This is a genomic window from Adhaeribacter terrigena, from assembly GCF_016623615.1.
GTDB lineage: Bacteria > Bacteroidota > Bacteroidia > Cytophagales > Hymenobacteraceae > Adhaeribacter_A > Adhaeribacter_A terrigena.
Window position 1 is genome coordinate 112,673 of record NZ_JAEHFX010000008.1, and the last position, 19,295, is coordinate 131,967.

The 19,295-nt window shown below is 44.9% G+C and carries 16 protein-coding genes; 13 read left to right on the forward strand and 3 right to left on the reverse strand.

Annotation, left to right across the window (positions count from 1 at the left end; all coding sequences use genetic code 11):
• The first annotated feature begins 86 nt into the window (after positions 1–86).
• From porK to porN, 4 genes are all read left to right on the forward strand, one after another.
• The gene (gene porK, locus I5M27_RS14865; RefSeq protein ID WP_200507116.1) at positions 87–1,103 is read left to right on the forward strand and encodes a T9SS ring complex lipoprotein PorK/GldK; all 1,017 of its coding nucleotides are present in this window, start codon (positions 87–89) and stop codon (positions 1,101–1,103) included.
• A 66-nt stretch (positions 1,104–1,169) separates the two neighbouring features.
• Positions 1,170–1,958, forward strand: coding sequence for a type IX secretion system motor protein PorL/GldL (gene porL / locus I5M27_RS14870; protein ID WP_200507117.1), 789 nt, complete (start codon positions 1,170–1,172; stop codon positions 1,956–1,958).
• 61 nt (positions 1,959–2,019) lie between these two features.
• A complete protein-coding gene (porM, locus tag I5M27_RS14875) occupies positions 2,020–3,600 on the forward strand; it encodes a type IX secretion system motor protein PorM/GldM (protein WP_200507118.1) in 1,581 nt (526 codons plus the stop codon).
• Between the two features lie 27 nt (positions 3,601–3,627).
• Positions 3,628–4,482, forward strand: a complete 855-nt coding sequence (porN, locus tag I5M27_RS14880; protein WP_200507119.1) for a type IX secretion system ring subunit PorN/GldN — start codon at positions 3,628–3,630, stop codon at positions 4,480–4,482.
• Positions 4,483–4,654: 172 nt separating this feature from the next.
• Here porN and uvrC read toward each other — a convergent pair whose 3' ends face one another.
• From uvrC to porW, 3 genes are read right to left on the reverse strand one after another with little or no spacing between them, the layout of a single operon-like run.
• Positions 4,655–6,457 carry an excinuclease ABC subunit UvrC gene (uvrC, locus tag I5M27_RS14885; protein WP_200507120.1) on the reverse strand — a complete coding sequence of 601 codons (1,803 nt, stop codon included), beginning with the start codon at positions 6,455–6,457 and terminating at the stop codon, positions 4,655–4,657.
• An 8-nt stretch (positions 6,458–6,465) separates the two neighbouring features.
• Positions 6,466–8,772, reverse strand: a complete 2,307-nt coding sequence (locus I5M27_RS14890) for a penicillin-binding protein 1A (protein WP_200507121.1) — start codon at positions 8,770–8,772, stop codon at positions 6,466–6,468.
• Positions 8,773–11,421 (reverse strand): type IX secretion system periplasmic lipoprotein PorW/SprE, encoded by a 2,649-nt coding sequence (gene porW, locus I5M27_RS14895; RefSeq protein ID WP_200507122.1) that lies wholly within the window; start codon positions 11,419–11,421, stop codon positions 8,773–8,775.
• 235 nt (positions 11,422–11,656) lie between these two features.
• On the opposite strand from porW, the gene I5M27_RS14900 reads away from it, so the two are divergent.
• From I5M27_RS14900 to I5M27_RS14940, 9 genes are all read left to right on the forward strand, one after another.
• Positions 11,657–11,893: an AtpZ/AtpI family protein gene (locus tag I5M27_RS14900; RefSeq protein ID WP_200507123.1), complete on the forward strand. Its 237-nt coding sequence runs from the start codon at positions 11,657–11,659 to the stop codon at positions 11,891–11,893.
• Between the two features lie 10 nt (positions 11,894–11,903).
• Positions 11,904–12,287, forward strand: a complete 384-nt coding sequence (locus I5M27_RS14905; protein ID WP_200507124.1) for a hypothetical protein — start codon at positions 11,904–11,906, stop codon at positions 12,285–12,287.
• A gap of 44 nt (positions 12,288–12,331) precedes the next feature.
• Positions 12,332–13,417, forward strand: coding sequence for a F0F1 ATP synthase subunit A (atpB, locus tag I5M27_RS14910; protein WP_200507125.1), 1,086 nt, complete (start codon positions 12,332–12,334; stop codon positions 13,415–13,417).
• A 37-nt stretch (positions 13,418–13,454) separates the two neighbouring features.
• A complete protein-coding gene (gene atpE / locus I5M27_RS14915) occupies positions 13,455–13,724 on the forward strand; it encodes an ATP synthase F0 subunit C (RefSeq protein ID WP_200507126.1) in 270 nt (89 codons plus the stop codon).
• Between the two features lie 168 nt (positions 13,725–13,892).
• Complete coding sequence (locus tag I5M27_RS14920) at positions 13,893–14,387, forward strand: F0F1 ATP synthase subunit B (RefSeq protein WP_200507127.1); 495 nt, start codon at positions 13,893–13,895, stop codon at positions 14,385–14,387.
• A gap of 105 nt (positions 14,388–14,492) precedes the next feature.
• Positions 14,493–15,050, forward strand: a complete 558-nt coding sequence (atpH, locus tag I5M27_RS14925; protein WP_200507128.1) for an ATP synthase F1 subunit delta — start codon at positions 14,493–14,495, stop codon at positions 15,048–15,050.
• Positions 15,051–15,052: 2 nt separating this feature from the next.
• Entirely contained in the window at positions 15,053–16,627 is a 1,575-nt protein-coding gene (atpA, locus tag I5M27_RS14930; RefSeq protein WP_200507129.1) for a F0F1 ATP synthase subunit alpha, read from the forward strand.
• 123 nt (positions 16,628–16,750) lie between these two features.
• Entirely contained in the window at positions 16,751–17,644 is an 894-nt protein-coding gene (atpG, locus tag I5M27_RS14935; RefSeq protein ID WP_200507130.1) for an ATP synthase F1 subunit gamma, read from the forward strand.
• Between the two features lie 155 nt (positions 17,645–17,799).
• Positions 17,800–19,293, forward strand: a complete 1,494-nt coding sequence (locus tag I5M27_RS14940) for a T9SS type A sorting domain-containing protein (RefSeq protein ID WP_200507131.1) — start codon at positions 17,800–17,802, stop codon at positions 19,291–19,293.
• Positions 19,294–19,295: the final 2 nt, after the last annotated feature.

Consider the following 19,295-nt stretch of genomic DNA (forward strand, 5'->3'; position numbering starts at 1 on the left):
TTTAATAATTGCCCTTTATATATTTGCTAATTAGTAAAACTGTAACTAGTACCCATTACCATAATTTTTATTCTTTTTTAGTCATCATGAACAAATTCGTGAAATTGTCTTCTGTGGCGCTAATGATTGCCTTATTAGGAAGCTGCGGTATGCGAAAAGGTCCACAAGGCGATGTGATCGGCGCCCAGGACCGCCCTGAATTCAATCCTCAGGAGGTGCCCTTCGGGATGGTGCCATGCCCGGGCGGGACATTCCATATGGGTCAAACCGATGAAGACATTGCGGCTTCTATGACTAACCTCAACAAGCAGGTTACGATTGGCGGTTTCTACATGGATGAAACGGAGGTTACCAACAACGAGTATCGCCAGTTCATGAATGCGATCCGCCAGGATTCTATTGATGTATTAGGCGAAGAATATGTAATGACGGAATTATATCCGGATACTACAGTTTGGGTACGCGATTTTACTTATCACATGGGCGATCCGCTTATGGAATACTACTACACACATCCGGCTTTTGATGACTATCCGGTAGTGGGAGTAGACTGGTTTGCAGCTAAGTATTTCTGCGACTGGAGAACCAAGCTGAAAAATACTTACAATAAAGAAAATGGTATGGCACCTATGCCTAACTTCCGTCTGCCTTCAGAAGCAGAATGGGAATATGCTTCCCGCGGTGGCCGCGATATGGCAGCTTTCCCTTGGGGTGGCCCTTACCTGAGAAACGCAAAAGGTTGTATGCTGGCCAACTTTAAACCAGGTCGTGGTGATTATTACAGCGATGGTTATACCTATACCGGCCCTGTAGGTGCTTACTTCCCGAACGATTTTGGATTATACGATATGTCTGGAAACGTTTCCGAATGGTGTGAAGATGCTTACTACGAAGCTGCTGTACCGGTAGTTTGGGATTTGAACCCTACCTATTACAACGATAGCGAACCGCGTAAGATCGTTCGTGGCGGCTCCTGGAAAGATATCGCTTACTTCTTGGAAACAGGTACCCGTAATTTTGAATATCAGGATTCGGCCCGTTCCTATATTGGTTTCCGTAGCGCCATGATCTATTTAGGCCGTTCATCCGGAAGCGAATTTTAACCGAGATTAACCCAATTCTAATTAATTAAACTTTCATCACTTTAAACAATTAAACACTCTTAAACAATGAGCAAAAAAGGCGGCAATTTCCTGTTTGACGTATTAATGCCTAAGATCTATGGTATTGGTGCAGCAATCGTAATCGTAGGAGCACTTTTCAAAATCCAGCACTGGGAAGGTGCCGGTTTGATGCTTACCGTAGGTCTTTTAACTGAGGCAGCTATCTTCTTCTTAAGTGCTTTCCAGCCACAACCACACGATCCGGATTGGGCACGCGTTTATCCACAATTAGCTGATGACTATCAGGGTGATACTGCAGTTGGCGGTGCTAACGGCGGTTCCTTAACCAAGAAGTTAGACGACATGCTGAAAGATGCAAACGTTACACCAGATGCAATCGGCTCATTAGGCCAGGGTTTATCCCGTTTAAGCGCTACAACTGCGCAGATGGCTGACCTAAGCGATGCAACTTTAGCTACTGATGAATATACTTCTAAAGTAAAGTCAGCAGCCAATTCATTAGAGAAAATCAACGAAGCTTATTCGCATACTGTAGAAGCGATCACCCAAATGGCTGGAGCTACTACCGATGCCCGCGAATATCATGAGCAGGTTCAGAACGTAACCAAGAATTTAGGTGCCCTGAATGCCGTTTATGAAATGGAACTCCAGGATGCCAACAACCACCTGAAGTCTATGAATAAATTCTATGGCAGCCTGAGCGCCGCTATGGAAAACCTGACAGATGCAAGCAAAGACACTGCTCAGTTCAAGGATGAGGTTGCGAAGTTAACGCAGAACCTGAGCTCCCTGAACAACGTGTACGGCAATATGCTGGCTGCAATGAGAGGTTAATCCTCTCTGCTATCAAAGAATAACATAGACTCAGTTTTAATTTTTTAAATAAGGCATAACTATGGCTGGAGGAAAAGAAACACCTCGGCAAAAGCTGATCGGTATGATGTACTTGGTACTAACCGCTCTGCTCGCGCTACAGGTGAGTTCATCAATCATGTTGAAATTTAAATTCCTGGATGACAGTTTAATGGACGTAAACCGTAAAACTATCACCAATAACGTTAACGTAACAAAAGGAATTGAAGCTGCGGTAACCAAAGCTGGTAACCGTGCAGCCGATAAAAAAGTCGTTGACGATGCTAATCAGGTACGTACTAAAACTGCTGAGATCATTACCTATTTGGAGGCAACCCGGAAAAAATTGGTAGATGCTTCCGGCGGTATGGAAAATGGCCAATATAAAGATCCGAATGCGGAAGATAAAGTGGCTAATATCATGATCGGCCCTAATAAGAATGGGGAGGCGTATAAGATGAAGGACAAACTGAATCAATACGCTAGCTTTATGAAAGCTTATAATCCAACTGTACCTAAATTAGCAATTGATGCGAAAGAAGATCCAGTTGCCAGCAAAGATGTAAACTCTAAAGGTAAAGATTTTGCTGAACTAAACTTCGAAGCAACCCCATTAACTGCAGCTTTAGCGGTAATTGCTCAGAAAGAAAGCGAGATTCTGAAATATGAAGCTGACGCTCTTTCTACTTTGGCTTCAAAAGTTGGTGCGGATATTATCAAGTTCGATAAAATATTTGCTATGGCCCGCGCTGAATCTAAAACGGTTGCTGCTGGTACCAAATACAAAGCAGATATGTTTATTGCAGCTTCTTCGAATGCCATTACGCCTATTATGACGTATCAGGGCCGTCCGGTGAAAGTAGAAAACGGATTAGGTAAAATTGAATTCACAGCGCAGGCTGGTGCTTACGACAAAGAAGGCATCTCTAAACAATCCTGGACAGGTCAGATCCGCATTAACAATAACGGCCGCGATACTACCTTTACTTTAAAAGAAGAGTATTTTGTTGCAAAGCCAGTTATTCAGGTACAGTCTGCATCAGTACAGGCACTTTACCTGAACTGCGGTAACGAACTGAACGTACAGGTTCCTGCTTTGGGTGCAACATACGACCCTTCTTTCTCTGCAACCGGTGCTGCCGTAGTTAAAGGCTCAGAAAAAGGAGTTGTTACACTGGTACCTTCAGCAAAAGAAGTTACCCTGAACGTAAGCAGCGGTGGCAATAAAATTGGTTCTGAGAAATTTCAGGTTCGTTTAATACCAAAACCAGAAATTACAGCGTTAACAAATGGACGCCCTGTTAATGAAAAGCAAGGTATGGCTGCTCCGGGTCCGCGTAGCATTACCATGAAAGCTATTCCTGACGAAAGCTTCAAAACATTCTTACCGAAAGACGCCCGTTACCGTGTGTTCAAATGGGAAGTATTCCTGGTAAGAGGTAGAAAAGCAATTGCTTCGGAAACGATCAACGGCGAAACTGCTAACCTGACTTCTTTTGCAGCAATGGCCAAAGAAGGTGACCGGATCTCGATTGAAGTGAAAGAAGTGAAACGTCTGAATTTCCGTAACGCAACTGAAGACGTTAACATCGGTACAAAAATTATTAATATTCCTTTGAACTAATTGTTCTCAGGTTACCGTATTACAATTATGAATTATTTTAAAATTTTAGGCTTAGGAGCAGCGATGACCTTATCTGTGGGTGCATTCGCTCAGGAACAATCGACAACCGCCGCCAGCAATCCATCTGCCAGACCCATTGCGGAATCTGATATGATGTATCGTAAAACGGTTTGGCGTACCATCGATTTGCGGGAGAAGCAAAACAAGCCTTTGTTTGCTGATGGCCGACAGATTACTAAAGTAATTATTGATGCCGTAAAACGTGGAGAGTTACCGATCTATAAAAACGATTCCTTAACCACTACGCTTACGCAACAAGAGTTCAACACCAACATGGTAATGCCAGAAGAAGGTGGTGGAATGACTGAAGAAGAAAGAGCATTAGGTTTTGACGAACCTGCTGCTAATGATGCCTGGGGAGATGCTGCACCGCAAGATGCTGCTGTTGTAACCGGTCCAGCTGAATTCTTCCCAAAAGATTTGTATCAGATGGAATTGAAAGAGGATGCTATCTTTGATAAGAAGCGTTCACGGATGTACCACGATATCAAAGCGATCACTTTAGTTGTGCCTGCATCGTTGAAATCTAACGTAAAAGGCCGTGATATTCCGGTTGGAACGTTTAAATACAGCGACTTAGTTAAAGTTTTCCGTGATCATCCAACAGAAGCTTTGTGGTTCAACCCGCAAAATGATGCCCAGCATAAAAACCTGGCGGATGCTTTTGACCTGAGACTTTTCAGCTCTTTCATTACCAAAGTTTCTAACCCGGATAATTCAAGCCTGGAAGATATTTATGGTGGCCCGCAGCAAGGTATCTTAGCTGCACAGACAACTGCTGAGCAAATGATTGAATACGAATATAACCTGTGGAGCTTCTAAGCTTTAAGAATACAAAAACAAAAAAAAGGAAACCAATCTGGTTTCCTTTTTTTTGTTTTTGTATTTCATTTACTAAATTGAATTAGGCCATATAGTTTTTAGTCCAATTTCTATAGCGTTTTTCAGAAATGGCTAAGTAAGAATTTGCGAGGAAATAATGTGTAAAAAAACGCTATGCTTTTTGGCCTGAAAAGTAATCGAGGATGATCTTGGCTTTATGTTGCCCGATTTCATCGGCTAATTCCACGAAGCTGAGTTCTTTGATTTTTTTCACTGATTTATATTTCAACAAAAGCTTTTCGGCGGTTGCAGCTCCTAAACCCTTAATCTCGGTTATTTCAGTTTTTAGAGTTCCAGCATCGCGACGGCTACGGTGAAAGGTGATGGCAAAACGGTGGGCTTCGTTTCGAATCCGTTGGATAAGACGCAGGGTTTCGGATTTTTTATCGATATAAAGTGGCAGGTTATCTCCCGGGTAAAAAATCTCTTCCAGCCTTTTGGCAATACCAATTACCGGTATCTTGCCCCATAGATCTAAATCTTTCAGGGCTTTTACGGCCATGCCCAGCTGTCCTTTGCCTCCGTCAATAATAATGAGTTGCGGTAAAGGGGCAGCTTCGTCTAATAAGCGGCGATACCGACGGGTAACGATCTCGTACATCGAGGCAAAGTCATCGGGGCCAACCACAGTTTTAATATGAAAGTGACGGTAATCTTTTTTGGATGGCCTGGCATTTTTAAAGCAGACCATCGACGCAACCGGATTATCGCCCTGGAAATTTGAGTTATCGAAACATTCTATATGCCGTGGCAATTCGGTTAGTTTCAGGTCTTTTTTCATGGTTTCCATGATCCGGACCTCATTGCTGTCTTTGCTTTTCTCACGGCTGCTTTCCTTTTCTTTGCGCAAATACATCGCGTTTTTCAGCGAAAGATCGAGTAGTTTGCGCTTATCCCCAATCTGGGGAACGGTAACCGTGATATTGGGAAGCGGAAGCTGCACATCTATATTTACCAGTATTTCGCGTGAATCGCTTTCAAATTCGTGCCGCAATTGCACAATTACGGAAGCCAGGATTTCTTCATCGGTTTCTTCCAGTTTTTTCTGAATTTCGAGCGACTGCGTTTGAATAATTGAGCCATTCACTACTTTGAGGTAGTTGAGAAATGCACATTTCTCGGTAGAAGTAATGGCGAACACATCGATGTTGGTAAGCGTATTGCTCACTACAGTAGATTTTGCCTGGAAGGAAACCAGCAGATCGAGTTTCGTTTTAAAACTGTGCGCCAATTCGAATTGAAAATCAGCTGCGGCCGCATTCATTTTCTCTTTGAAATAATTTTTGGCAACCGCTAAATTTCCGGAAAGAATATTCCGGATCTGGATAATATGCTGGTTATAGCTTTCTTCGTCGTAAAGATTTTCACAGGGGCCTTTGCAATTGCCAATATGGTATTCAAGACAGACCTTGAATTTCCCCGCCAGTATATTTTCAGACGATAAATTATAGGTGCAGGTCCGTAACGGATACAATGCCCTGATAAGATCCAGCAGCACATTCATGCTGGTTACACTTGCGTACGGCCCGAAATAACGCGATCCGTCGGCAATTTTATTCCGCGTGCTGATCACGCGAGGAAAGCGTTCGTTTAAAATGCAGATATACGGATAGGTTTTGCCATCCTTCAGCAGAATGTTGTATTTTGGCTGATATTGTTTTATCAGGTTATTTTCCAGCAGAAAAGCATCGGCCTCAGTATCTACAATGGTAAATTCTATGTTGCGGATGCAGGCAATGAGGTGGCGGGTCTTTTTATTGTGCTGGGTACTTTTATTAAAATAACTGCTCACCCGTTTGCGGATATCCACCGCTTTTCCGACGTAAATAATCCCGTTTTCGTCGAAGAATTTATAAATACCCGGCCGATGCGGCAGGTGGCTTATTTTTTCCTTTAATACGTCGGAAGCTGGCATACACAGTATTAGATTTCTTCGTTTCCAGCTTCGTCGTGCCCAGGTAATGTCAGAATTTCATTTTGCTGTACCGAGTCGCTGATGCCGCCATTATTGTAACGACTGCAATCTATTTCTACTGATAAAGGCTGGGTAGGTTTTGTAAAAGGTGCTTTGGAAACGCTGATGGATTTATCCGCATATACTTTCTGTAGGAATTTACCATAGATCGGCATGGCCAGTTTGTTACCCTGTCCGTAATTAGCACTGCGGAAGTGAATGCTGCGGTCATCGCCGCCAACCCAGGTGCCGCAAACCAGATCCGGGGTTAAACCCATAAACCACGCATCGGAGTAATTGGAAGTGGTACCGGTTTTACCTGCAATTTCGTTTTTCAGGCCGTGGCGGAAACGTAAGCCATAATAAGCGGTAGCCCCGCGGCCTTCGGTAGAACTTTGTAAGAGATGTACCATCAGATAGGCATTTTCTTCACTGATCGCTTCAACTGTTTTGGGGTAATATTCCAGCAGCACGTTGCCATTCTTATCTTCTATGCGGGTGATCATTACCGGTTCGGTCCATACGCCTTTATTTACGAACGTGCCGTATGCACCAACCATTTCATACACGCTTACATCGCTGGATCCTAAAGCCAAAGCAGGTACCGGTTCTAAAGGAGAAGAGATACCTAACCGTTTAGCATAGGCAACCACCACGTCGGGCGTTAGCTTTTTCATCAGATAAGCTGTGATCGAGTTAATAGAAAAACCTAAAGCTTCGCGGAGGGTATACTTGGACCCAGAAAAATTACCGTCACTGTTTTTAGGCGTCCAGCTCTGACCATCGGAAGAAGTAAACGTTACCGGGGCATCGATCACTTCGTAGCACGGCGAATATCCGTTTTCAATAGCGGCGCCATAAACGAAAGGCTTGAAAGTAGAACCCGGCTGGCGACGGCCTTGTTTTACGTGGTCGTATTTGAAATATTTGTAATTATTACCCCCAACCCAGGCTTTAATGTGGCCATTAAGCGGGTTCATGGCCATAAAGCCGGTTTGCAGGAAGTTTTTGTAATAGCGTAAAGAGTCCATCGGGCTCATCATTACTTCTTTTTCTTCCTCCGGATTATCCCAGGTGAAGACCCGCATTTTAATTTTCTTATTCAGGTAGTAATTAACCGAGTCCTGGTTACCTTCATAACGCTCGTTCAGGAATTTGTAACGGTCGGTACGTTTAATGGCAATTTCCAGGAAATTAGGAATTTCTTTGCCATTCTCATCTGTCCAGGGGTTGCGGCCTTTCCAGTAATTATTGAAGATCTTCTGCTGGGCCTTCAGGTGTTCTTTAACGGCTTCTTCGGCTTTTTCCTGCATCCGCGAGTCGATGGTGGTATAAATCCGTAAACCGTCAGAATAAAGGTCATGGCCGGTTTCTTTGCACCATTTCAGCAGGAACTTGCTGGCTTCGGTCCGGAAATAAGGGGCAATGCCTTTATTCTGGTTTTCTACGCTGTATTGCAGTTTTAGCGGCTTCTGCGATAGCGTTTCGTATTGGGCCTGATCCAGGAAATTGTATTTCAGCATTTGTGCTAAAACGGTATTGCGGCGGTTTTTAGAGCGTTCCGGATTATTTACCGGGCTGAACATGGAAGGCGCTTTGAGCACACCAACCAATACAGCTGATTCTTCCGGCGCAAGATCCTGAGGCAGTTTATTGAAAAAGGTTTTGGCTGCCGTTTTAATCCCGAAGGCATTACTGCCAAAATCTACGGTATTAAAGTACATGGTCATGATCTCTTTTTTGGAATAATTGCGCTCCAGTTTTATAGCCATGATCCATTCTTTGCTTTTCATAATGAGCTTGCGCAGGCCCGGTACATCGCTTAACAAGCCGTTGTTCAGGTCGCTACGGGTACGGAACAGATTTTTAGCCAGCTGCTGAGTAATGGTACTGGAACCACGGTCCTGGCCTTTGAGCTGGTAATAAAGAATCGCAAAGGAACCTTTGAAATCGATGCCTGAATGTTCTTCAAAGCGCACGTCTTCGGTAGCAATTAGGGCATCTATAAGATTCTGCGGCAGTTCTTCGTAATCTACCGGCGAGCGGTTTTCGCGGAAATATTTACCCATCAGAACGTTGTCGATAGAATAAACTTCCGAAGCAATTTCGCTTTTAGGGTTTTCCAGCGTTTTCAGGTCGGGCAGTTCGCCGAATAAATTCAGGAAGTTGATACTTACAGCAAAGATGTAAAGCATTAACGCTATTATTCCGCCCGCAAAAAGTAACCAGATAGAAATAATAAAGCGGGAGAAGGTTTTAGGAGCAGCAGATGACATTTATTTTTGGTAATTTTTGCGGTAAAAAGCCATATATTCTTCCAGGTTTGCAGCTTTATATAAAAGCGGAAAATTATCGGCTGAAATGACAAAGGTACTAAAATCTACGCCGCGAATTTTACCGATCGGCGATTGCGGCGCTTTTTGTTTCACGGCGTAAGCCTGCGCCCGGCGGCTGTCCGGAAAGCCTTTCACCACAAATATTTCGGTAGAATCGCCCAGCACATAGGGAGATAAAGTTAAATTATCGGTCTGGTTGAAGCGGGCGTTGTAATCGGAATATTGTTTGGGCAGGTTATTCAGAGCGGCCGTTCCACGTGGATAAGCAATTACAAAATAATGCGGCGCGGCCGAATTCAGCTGGTAATTTACAGCAGTAGGCGTTGGTGGGGCAATAGGTGCTGCCGGAAGATTCGTTTGTTTTGGTGGAGCCACATAATTGAGCTGGCCGCTTTCGTAAGACTGAATGGCTTTCAGAATATCCTGCGCTCTTGGGTTTAAAGGGCTGCGCGGGTAATCGAAAACAAAACGCACAGCAGCATCTTTATACAGGTTAACCTGGTTGGTTTTGCCCAGAATAAGAATTTCGAGGAAAGCGAGCTTATCGTTTATTTCCGATTGAGGATTGTCTTTTTTAATAGTTGCAGTAAGCTCAGCCGCCTCTTTCAGTTTATCTGCTTCATAAAGCGTATAGGCCGAATCGTAGAGCTGTTTTATTTTCAGATTGGCAGCGGCGTTCCGGGCCATATAATCCGGTTGATCGATGATGCGCACAAACGTAGAGTTCGGGAATTCGGAGCGCAGTTTGGCCGCATACGTCGCGGCTCTTGGATCGTTCAGCAGGGTATAAAGCAGGTATAGGTTATAATAGGTTTCGGCAGCATATTTGGTTTGAGGGTTGCGGGCCAGCAGTTTTTCGAACGTTTCGGCGGCGCGGGCGGGTTCTTTTAATTGCTGGTTATAAATATTGGCAAGCTTGAACAATGCCGTTTGCAGGCTGTCTTCGGCTTTTTGTTGCTTTTCGGGCGTAAACGGAATGTCACGCATATATGCTTCGCGCCAGGCAATGGCCGGGTCCGGTTTCGGGGCATTGGCAGCTGAATCGGCAGCTGCGATTTGTCCCGGCGTCTGGTTTTGTAAGCTAGGGCCGCTGGCTTCTACGCTGGAGCGGCGCCAGTTATCCTGCAGTTTGCGGTTACCCCAGGTCCGGATAAATTCAGCGCGCGCCGTACCAACCATTGCCGGGTTATCGAAATACCACAAGCCACCGGAAGTGTTGCTTTTATTGTTCTGGTTATTCTGATTATTCTGCCCAAAAAGCCCGCTACGGGTGGTAGTTTTACTGCCGGCAATTAACGCGGCCTGGATGCGGGCTTCTTCCTCTTCCAGTTTTTTGCGTTGGCCGGCAATGTAGCGATTCAGCCGTTTGTTAAACGCAGCCGTATCGAGGCGGGCCAGCGTAATTAAGCTATCCTGAATTTCTACGGTAAAAAGCTGGGTAGTGAAAGCAGTAAGAATATCGCGGCGCTCGGTTACTGCTAAGTATTCGGGCGCGGTAGGCGGCATTATTTTGGTGGTGCTGTCGTAATAAGCCTGTGCCAGGCGGTAGTTCTGGAGTTTTTCGTAATACGTTTGGCCGGCCAGTAAAAAAGAATAAGCTTTCTGGCTCGGATTGTTTACAGAGGCTTTGGTAGAGCTGGCAAGGTGTTCGAGCGCTTTATTATAATTATTCTGTTTCAGTTCGAATTTGGCCATTTCGTAATAGATCTTATCGCGGTATTCTTCGTTCTTCAGATCTTTCAGCAATTTGGCGTAATATTTTTCAATGCGTTTTTTATCGTTCGGGTTCGAAAGTTCCGTTACCTGGCCCATGTTCAGTTTGCTGAAAAAACCGAGTTCGTAAGGCGGGTTGCGCTTCAGGATCTTGTTGTATTGGGCGTAGGCTTTTTTGTTTTCGCCTTTTTGCTGGTAAAGCTGCGCCAGGGTGAATCGCGCCAATCCCCGCTCATCTTTCTTACTGATAAGGGGCACGGCGTACTCCAGGTTCTCGATGGTTTTGTTCAGATCGTTCTGAATGGTGTAGTATTGGGCACGGGCTAAATAATAAAGGGCAGCGTTTTGTTTGTTCAGCTTTTCCTTCTTAATAAAATCCGAAACCGCTAAAGCATTATCGTATTCTTCGGTTTTTAAATAGCTGCGCATGAGCCATACCAAAGCCAGCTGCCGGATGTGCACATCTTTGCTGATGGTATTCACATATTTAAAGGTCTTGATCGCATCGTCGAAATCGCCTTTGTAAAAACGGGCTTTGCCCACCAAAATATAGCTATCGTCTACCCAGTTGCTGGTTTTGTGACGTTGGATGGGGAAGGAGGCTTTCTTGATCACATCTTCCAGCATGGGGGCAATGGTGAGGCTGGAAGTTTCGTTGGGCGAAGGAAAAATGGCGAGCGGGCGGTTATAATCGTACACCTGGCTTTTGGCCACGGCGGCTTCGGCTTCCTTCATTTTTTCGCGGGCCAGGAAATAACCGTTGTCGCGGGCGGCCACGTTGTGGTATAATTTGCTGATGGGGTTGCTGCCGGAACAACCGGCCAGGAATAAAGCAACCGCAAGTACACTATATATATAAGGGCGAAAATTATTCAAAATGATTCTTAGCTTTTTAAAAGAAAATATATCCGCTGGGGTTACAACGCAGAAGCCCGTGTTTTGGTACATGCGCGCAGGTTTCCCCACACAAAAATATGAGTTTTTAGCTGCAAAACCCTACCGTTTTCCCGAACCTGGTTTTTTACGTACAATTACCCAAACCGGCCGTTGAAAAAAAACGGTATACTTCCAACCCAATAAACTAAATTTGTAACCTGAAACGGAAAAAGCCATGGAGTCCGAAAACGAAGAACTGAAGGAAAATACCAAAAAATCGGCCAATGCTTTTGTGCGCTATTCGGGCATGGCTTTCCAGATGATCGCGGTTTTGCTGCTGGCGGCTTACAGCGGGCAGTGGCTCGACGATCATTTTCAGAACAAGCAGCCCTGGTTTACCTTGGTATTGTTGCTGATCGGCGTTACGGCTTCCATGTACCTGATCATAAAAACGGTAACGAAAAACTCTTAAAAACTATAAAGTGAGCTTTACGCGCAAATTAATTATTACTACCGGGGTGGTTGCCTTGCTCATCAGTCTGCTGATCTATACGACGGCTCATAATGTGGTTCACCCCTATATCTGGTACATGCTCGGATTTTTTGTGTTCGTAACCAGCTTTACCTTCTATATTACCAAAAAAGGGTTCGAGGAAGACGAAGATAATTTTCAATTGTATTATTTCGGTTCCATGGCCTTCCGGGTGTTAATGTGCTTAGCAGTAGTGTTCCTGTATGTGATTTTCACCAAGGAAAGGCATCTCCAATTCGCCTTAAACTTCTTTGTTTTATATTTTATTTTTACCGGGTTTGAAATCTATTGCATTTTAACTAACTTGCGCCCGATTTCAAAAAAGCAGGTATAGGTTGCTTTTACGTATAACTGCCCTTGGCTTATAAATATCTCTTAATGAAGAAGTTATTTGCTTTATTGCTAGTAGTATTCTCTTTTACCACTTTCGCTTCCGCTGCTGAAGAGAAAGGCGGAACGTTCAAACCGGGCGATATGATCACGCACCACATCGGCGATGATTATACCTGGCATTTTGCCGATGGCCTGGTGCTGAACCTGCCGGTAATCCTTTACGGAGAGAACGGATTGGACGTATTTTCAGCCGGTAATTTTTATAACGAAAACCATGAAGTAGTTCCTTATAAGGGCTATGTAATGGATCACGGCCATATTTATTACGCCGATGCGCAAGGTAATCCGCGCACCGAAATGGTGGAAGGCAAAGAAAAGCACGTTGGTCCGCTGGATCTTTCTATTACCAAGAACGTGGCTTCTTTGTTTTTAAGCGCCATTCTTCTGATCGGGGTTTTCTTTACCATTGCCGGCCGCTACAAAAAAACCGAAGGCCGCGCACCTTACGGAATCCAGTCTTTCTTTGAGCCGATCATCCTCTTCGTTCGCGACGAGATCGCCCGCCCGAACATTGGTCCGAAATACGAGCGCTATGTGCCTTATCTGCTGACTATCTTCTTCTTTATCTGGTTCAACAACCTGCTGGGCTTAATGCCGGGCGGTGCCAACTTAACCGGAAACATTGCCGTTACCCTGATCCTGGCTTTATTTACCCTGATCATTACGCTGGCAAGCTCTAATAAAAACTACTGGGCGCACATTTTCAAAACCCCGGGCGTTCCGATTCCCTTGTTGCTGATCATGGTTCCGATCGAATTGGTTGGTATCTTAACCAAGCCTTTCTCCCTGATGGTTCGTCTTTTTGCAAACATCACGGCCGGTCACATCATTATCCTGAGCTTATTCTCCCTGATCTTCATTTTCGAAAGCATTGCCGTAGGCCCGATCTCGGTAGCGTTCGCGATCTTTATGAACTTCCTGGAATTGTTCGTAGCGTTGCTGCAGGCTTATGTGTTTACCCTGCTTTCTTCCATGTACTTTGGCGGCGCAGTAGAAGAGCATGACCATGTAGACGATATGGGCCACGGCGACGGATCGCACGGTTTAAATACGCCGGTAGCGGCACACTAATTTGTTTTTCTTTTTTTAACTCTATATATAATACATTATGTTGTTAGCATTATTGTTACAAGTAGTTGCAGAGGCAGGTTCAGGAATGGGCTTAGCTATCATGGGTGCCGGTATCGGTGCAGGTTTAGTTGCGTTAGGCGCTGGCCTTGGTATCGGTAAGATCGGTGGTTCCGCTATGGAAGCTATCGCTCGTCAGCCTGAGGCTTCTGGCAAAGTACAGACTGCAATGATCATTGCTTCCGCTCTTATCGAGGGTGTTGCTCTGTTCGGCGTAGTAGTATGTCTGCTGATCTCTTTCAAAGGCTAATTTGTAGCTTTTCAAAGAAAAAAACAGGAACTGTTTCCCGGCGATTGGCCGGGAAACAGTAACCCTGAACCAAGTTGAAAAAAGAATAAACTGTTTCGCATAAAAATTGGTTAAGGCCGCAAAACGGTATCGTTTTAAAGCAAAAAACCCGATAAACTTTACAAGAATATGGAATTAGTAACCCCTGGTATTGGTTTAATTTTCTGGCAGACAATTACCTTCCTGCTGGTGTTGTTCCTGCTTTCCAAATTTGCCTGGAAACCTATTATGACTGCGCTGCGCGAGCGGGAATCTTCTATTGAAAATGCGTTGAGCATGGCCGAAAAAGCGAAGCTGGAAATGCAGGCGCTGAAAGCCGGCAACGAAAAACTGTTAGCCGAAGCCCGTGCCGAGCGCGACAGAATTCTGAAAGAAGCTTCTGAAGCCAGCAACCAGATGATAGAAGCCGCTAAAGCCAAAGCCGGCGAAGAAAGCAACCGCATGATCGCGCAGGCCCGCGAAGCGGTTACGAACGAAAAGCGCGCTGCCATTGCCGAGATCAAGAACCTGGCGGGTAACCTTTCTGTAGAAATTGCCGAGCAATTGCTGAAACGCGAGCTGAAAGATGCTACTGCGCAGCAACAGCTGGTAAGCGATTACATGAAAGAAGTAACTTTAAATTAATTGTTAAATTGCTTAATGGTTGAATTGTTAAAAGCAAAAATCTAACAGTTTAACCATATAACCATTTAACAATTAAGCCATTTAACAATTAAACAATTTAAATAGATGTCAGATACCCGCGTTGCTTCCCGATACGCCAAATCGCTGCTCGATCTTGCCCAGGAGAAAGGTATGCTGGAGCAGGTTCGGCAAGACATGTTGCTTTTAGATAAAACGGTTCAGCAAAACCGCGATTACCAGTTAATGCTGAAAAACCCGATCATTAAGCACGATAAAAAACTGGCCATCCTGAAAGCAATTTTCGGTGGCAAGGTTACGGATATGACTTCACTTTTCCTGGAGATCATTACCCGGAAAAACCGCGAAGCTGTGCTGGAATCGATGCCGGCTGAATTCGAAAAACAATATAACCTGAAGAATAATATTCAGACGGCTACCATTACCACGGCTGTGCCTTTAGACGCCAGACTGCGCGATGAGTTCAGCGAGCTGGTAGCCAGGAAAACCGGCAAAACCATTCAGTTGGCTGAAAAAGTTGATCCGGCTTTGATCGGCGGTTTTGTACTGACCATTGGCGATACCCAAATTGACGATTCTATTAAGAGCAGCCTGCAGCGGTTGCGCAATAAATTTAACGATCAAACATACATTTCTAAATTATAATCATGGCAGAAGTTAGACCGGATGAAGTATCCGCAATCTTAAGAGAGCAACTCTCCAATTTCAAGACAGAAGCCGAACTGGAAGAAGTAGGTACTGTATTGCAGGTTGGTGACGGCGTGGCCCGTATCTACGGCCTTTCCAAAGCCCAGTCTGGTGAGCTTTTAGAGTTCAACAACGGCCTGCAAGCGCTGGTACTGAACCTGGAAGAAGATAACGTAGGTGCGGTAATGCTTGGTGACTACAGCACCGTGAAAGAAGGCGATACCGTAAAACGTACGAATAAAATTGCCTCTATTAAAGTAGGCGAAGGCATTGTAGGCCGCGTAGTGAACACTCTTGGTCAGCCAATTGACGGCCGTGGTCCGATTGCCGGTGATATGTACGATATGCCATTGGAGCGTAAAGCGCCGGGTGTAATTTATCGTCAGCCGGTAACCGAACCAATGCAGACTGGTATCAAGGCGATCGACTCGATGATCCCGGTTGGCCGTGGCCAGCGTGAGCTGATTATCGGTGACCGTCAGACTGGTAAATCTGCCGTGGCTATCGATACGATTCTGAATCAGCGTGAATTCTACGAAGCTGGCAAACCAGTATTCTGTATTTATGTAGCGGTTGGTCAGAAAGCTTCTACTATTGCGCAGGTTGTGAAAGCCCTGACCGATGGTGGTGCGATGGATTACACCGTAGTTGTAGCTGCTGCTGCTGCCGATCCGGCGCCAATGCAGTTCTTTGCGCCATTTACCGGTGCTGCTATCGGTGAATATTTCCGCGATACCGGCCGTCCGGCTTTAGTAGTTTATGATGACCTTTCTAAGCAAGCGGTTGCTTACCGTGAAGTTTCCCTGTTACTTCGTCGCCCTCCGGGACGTGAGGCTTATCCGGGTGACGTTTTCTACCTGCACAGCCGTTTATTAGAGCGTGCCGCGAAGATCAACGCATCGGACGAGATCGCTCGTGACATGAACGACTTACCGGAATCGATCAAGCATCTGGTAAAAGGTGGTGGTTCTTTAACGGCCCTTCCAATTATCGAAACCCAGGCTGGTGACGTTTCTGCTTATATCCCGACGAACGTAATTTCGATCACGGATGGTCAGATCTTCCTGGAAACTAACTTATTCAACGCTGGTATCCGTCCGGCCATTAACGTAGGTATCTCGGTATCGCGCGTAGGTGGTAACGCGCAGATCAAATCGATGAAGAAAGTTGCCGGTACTTTGAAACTGGATCAGGCGCAGTTCCGCGAACTGGAAGCGTTTGCGAAATTCGGTTCTGACCTGGATGCTTCTACCAAGCTTACAATTGAGCGTGGTCGTCGTAACCTGGAAGTGCTGAAGCAGCCGCAATTCTCTCCGGTAAAAGTAGAAGACCAGGTTGCTATGATCTACTGCTGTACCAATGGTTTGCTGGACAACGTGCCGGTAAACGAGGTGAGAAACTTCGAGAAAGATTTCACCCGCACCATGAACGCACAGCACAAAGATTCTCTGAACCTGCTGAAAGCTGGTAAACTGGAGGATTCCGTAATTGCGGACATCAAAAAGGTAGCGAAAGAACTTTCTTCGCGTTACTAATTCAGAAATGTAAAAAAGAAGCAGGAGGTAAACTTCTGCTTCTGTTTCATAATTTATTATCGGGAAAAACGGTAGGGAAAATGGCTCCAAAAGTCTATAACCACCGGAACCTTGAAAAAATAGATGGCAAGTTTAAAAGAAGTTCGTAACCGGATCGTTTCCGTACAAAGTACGCAGCAAATTACCAAAGCCATGAAAATGGTGGCGGCTGCCAAGCTGCGTCGTGCCCAGGATAGCATTATCCGGATGCGCCCTTATGCCCAGCGTTTGAGCCAGATCCTGACGAATTTGTCGGAGCTGACCGGCGAGTCGGTTTCTAACCCTTACACGGTAAAACGCGACATCAACCGGGTACTGATCATTGCAGTTACTTCGGACCGTGGTCTGGCCGGTGCTTTTAACAGCAACGTGCTGAAAGGCGTAACCAGCCTGGTGGCAGAAAAATACGCTGCCCAAATGGCTGCCGGTAACGTGGAGTTTGTAGCGATCGGTAAAAAAGGCCACGAAGCGCTGTTGAAAAAAGGTTATAAAGTAAACGGCGATTTCACGCACGTTTTCGGCAAGCTTTCTTTCGATACGGTACGCGTAGCGGCTGAACTGGCAATGGACGGTTTCCGGAATGGTACTTACGACCAGGTAGAAATTGTGTACAATGAATTTAAAAACGTTGCCACGCAGATCGTTCGCCGGGAGCAGTTTTTGCCGATCGTAGAAAAGGAGAAAGACGAAAACGCGAAGAATACCAACATTCCGGATTACGTTTTTGAGCCTTCGAAAGAAGAAATTATCCAGGAGCTGATCCCGAAATCGCTGAAGATCCAGGTTTACAAAGCCGTATTGGAAAGCAACGCTTCGGAGCACGGCGCCCGGATGACGGCCATGGATAAAGCAACCGAAAATGCCGGTGAATTGCTGAAAGCCCTGAAGTTATCTTACAACCGTACCCGCCAGGCAGCTATTACCACCGAGATCCTCGAGATCGTAGGTGGTGCCGAAGCCTTGGCTGCGAGCCGATAGTTTAAGAATAATAGAATTGCAGAAAGCCCGACTGGAAACAGCCGGGCTTTTTTGTTTATTATTTTGTTCATTCACGATATATAACAAAATATATTACTTTTTACTATTAAAACCATAGCGTTTTTTATTACTTTTAGTAACAACTAAGAATTGGCATGAAACGGATCATTCTACTAATAGTCTTTTATATATTCTCCTTTCAGGTTTCAGCACAGCAGATCGTGCGGGAATGGGTTTATAAATCAGGGAATTCAGATAGAACCTTTGCATCAAATTCGCTTACCAGTAATGGGAATGTAATACTCGCAGGCTCTTATGGAGCAAACCCTACTTACCAAACCATTTACATGCTTGTAAAGCCCAATCTTGATACTATTTGGGTAAAGAATGGGTTTTTAAATGCGGGTAGAGCATTTGGTATTTTACAAACACCGGACAATGGATTTGCTTTTTATGGTACTCAAAAATATACTAATCCTAATGCTACAGGCCCGAGCTTGCAGAAATTAGATGCCAATGGTAATATCAAATGGACGAAGCAATACGCTACTGGTTATTGGGAGTCTGGTGAGAAGCTTTTATTAGCTCCTGGCAGCGGTTACTTCTTTGGCGGAACAAATCAAGTTGCCAATATCCCCAAGGCATTTACTTTAAACCGCACCGATAGTTTAGGTAACCTGAAGTGGCGAAAGCATTTCAACTGGCATCTCAATGATTTCCTTGCCGATATTCAGCATACGCGTAACGGCAATATCATCATGTATGGATATACCGGTGCTCCGCAACGGTTGAAATTGTTGCTGGTGAACCAGAATGGAGATTCGGTATTAGGAAGAAAAATAACCATAATTGGAGATCCAAACCGACACGAAAGGATGATGTTTAACGGTTGTATTATTATTCCTCTATCAGACAATGGGTTTTTAATGGCTGCAGAAATTGATACGGTTAATGGCCAAATGCTAGGGATGGTAGTGAAAGTGAACGCTAACCTGCAACCGCAATGGCATTATATTCATCGTACCTTACCCAATAATGTTGTTTTCATTAAGGCCAAGGAATTAACGGATAGTTCAGTAGTGGTATTAGGGTTTAACAGGCAAGTAACCACAGGTACTCAAAACAATCAGTTTTTTCTTTATCATTTTAGTAAGCGTGGTACTTTGCAAAATATTTATCCCTTTACCAGTACTGTAGGCTCACAAATCAGGCCCCTGATTCTGCAAGCGCTGCCGGACAGTAGTTTTATTATAGGCGGGCGGGCAGCTACAACTGCGCAATTTTTTCCATTAGCTTTTTATTTAGCCAAAGTTAAGATTCCCGGTTTGCCGCCGGCAATGCCCGCACCCGCCATTGTTTCAGGTACGAAACCAGGATATTCAACTGCTGAAATCAATTTAGGCCAAAGCTATCCGAATCCAACGGCTTCCGAAGCCATCATTCCTTATGCGTTGCCAAAGAACTACAGCAATGCCAGCATTTTGATCCGGGATATTGCTACCGGTAGAGCGATAGGAAAGTATCAGCTGAAACGAAACAGCCGCAGTTTAACGGTAGATGTCAGCAACCTGAGCAGTGGTTTGTATCTGTATAGTTTGGTAGTAGATGAGAAGCCGGTGGCTACCAAGAAACTGGCCGTAATGAAGTAAGT

Coding starts and splice junctions, on each gene's coding strand:
- I5M27_RS14920 (WP_200507127.1), top strand. CDS start 13,893: ATGGAATTAGTAACCCCTGGTATTGGTTTAATTTTCTGGCAGACAATT.
- porK (WP_200507116.1), top strand. CDS start 87: ATGAACAAATTCGTGAAATTGTCTTCTGTGGCGCTAATGATTGCCTTA.
- atpE (WP_200507126.1), top strand. CDS start 13,455: ATGTTGTTAGCATTATTGTTACAAGTAGTTGCAGAGGCAGGTTCAGGA.
- I5M27_RS14890 (WP_200507121.1), bottom strand. CDS start 8,772: ATGTCATCTGCTGCTCCTAAAACCTTCTCCCGCTTTATTATTTCTATC.
- porL (WP_200507117.1), top strand. CDS start 1,170: ATGAGCAAAAAAGGCGGCAATTTCCTGTTTGACGTATTAATGCCTAAG.
- atpG (WP_200507130.1), top strand. CDS start 16,751: ATGGCAAGTTTAAAAGAAGTTCGTAACCGGATCGTTTCCGTACAAAGT.
- porN (WP_200507119.1), top strand. CDS start 3,628: ATGAATTATTTTAAAATTTTAGGCTTAGGAGCAGCGATGACCTTATCT.
- atpB (WP_200507125.1), top strand. CDS start 12,332: ATGAAGAAGTTATTTGCTTTATTGCTAGTAGTATTCTCTTTTACCACT.
- I5M27_RS14900 (WP_200507123.1), top strand. CDS start 11,657: ATGGAGTCCGAAAACGAAGAACTGAAGGAAAATACCAAAAAATCGGCC.
- uvrC (WP_200507120.1), bottom strand. CDS start 6,457: ATGCCAGCTTCCGACGTATTAAAGGAAAAAATAAGCCACCTGCCGCAT.
- porM (WP_200507118.1), top strand. CDS start 2,020: ATGGCTGGAGGAAAAGAAACACCTCGGCAAAAGCTGATCGGTATGATG.
- I5M27_RS14940 (WP_200507131.1), top strand. CDS start 17,800: ATGAAACGGATCATTCTACTAATAGTCTTTTATATATTCTCCTTTCAG.
- atpA (WP_200507129.1), top strand. CDS start 15,053: ATGGCAGAAGTTAGACCGGATGAAGTATCCGCAATCTTAAGAGAGCAA.
- atpH (WP_200507128.1), top strand. CDS start 14,493: ATGTCAGATACCCGCGTTGCTTCCCGATACGCCAAATCGCTGCTCGAT.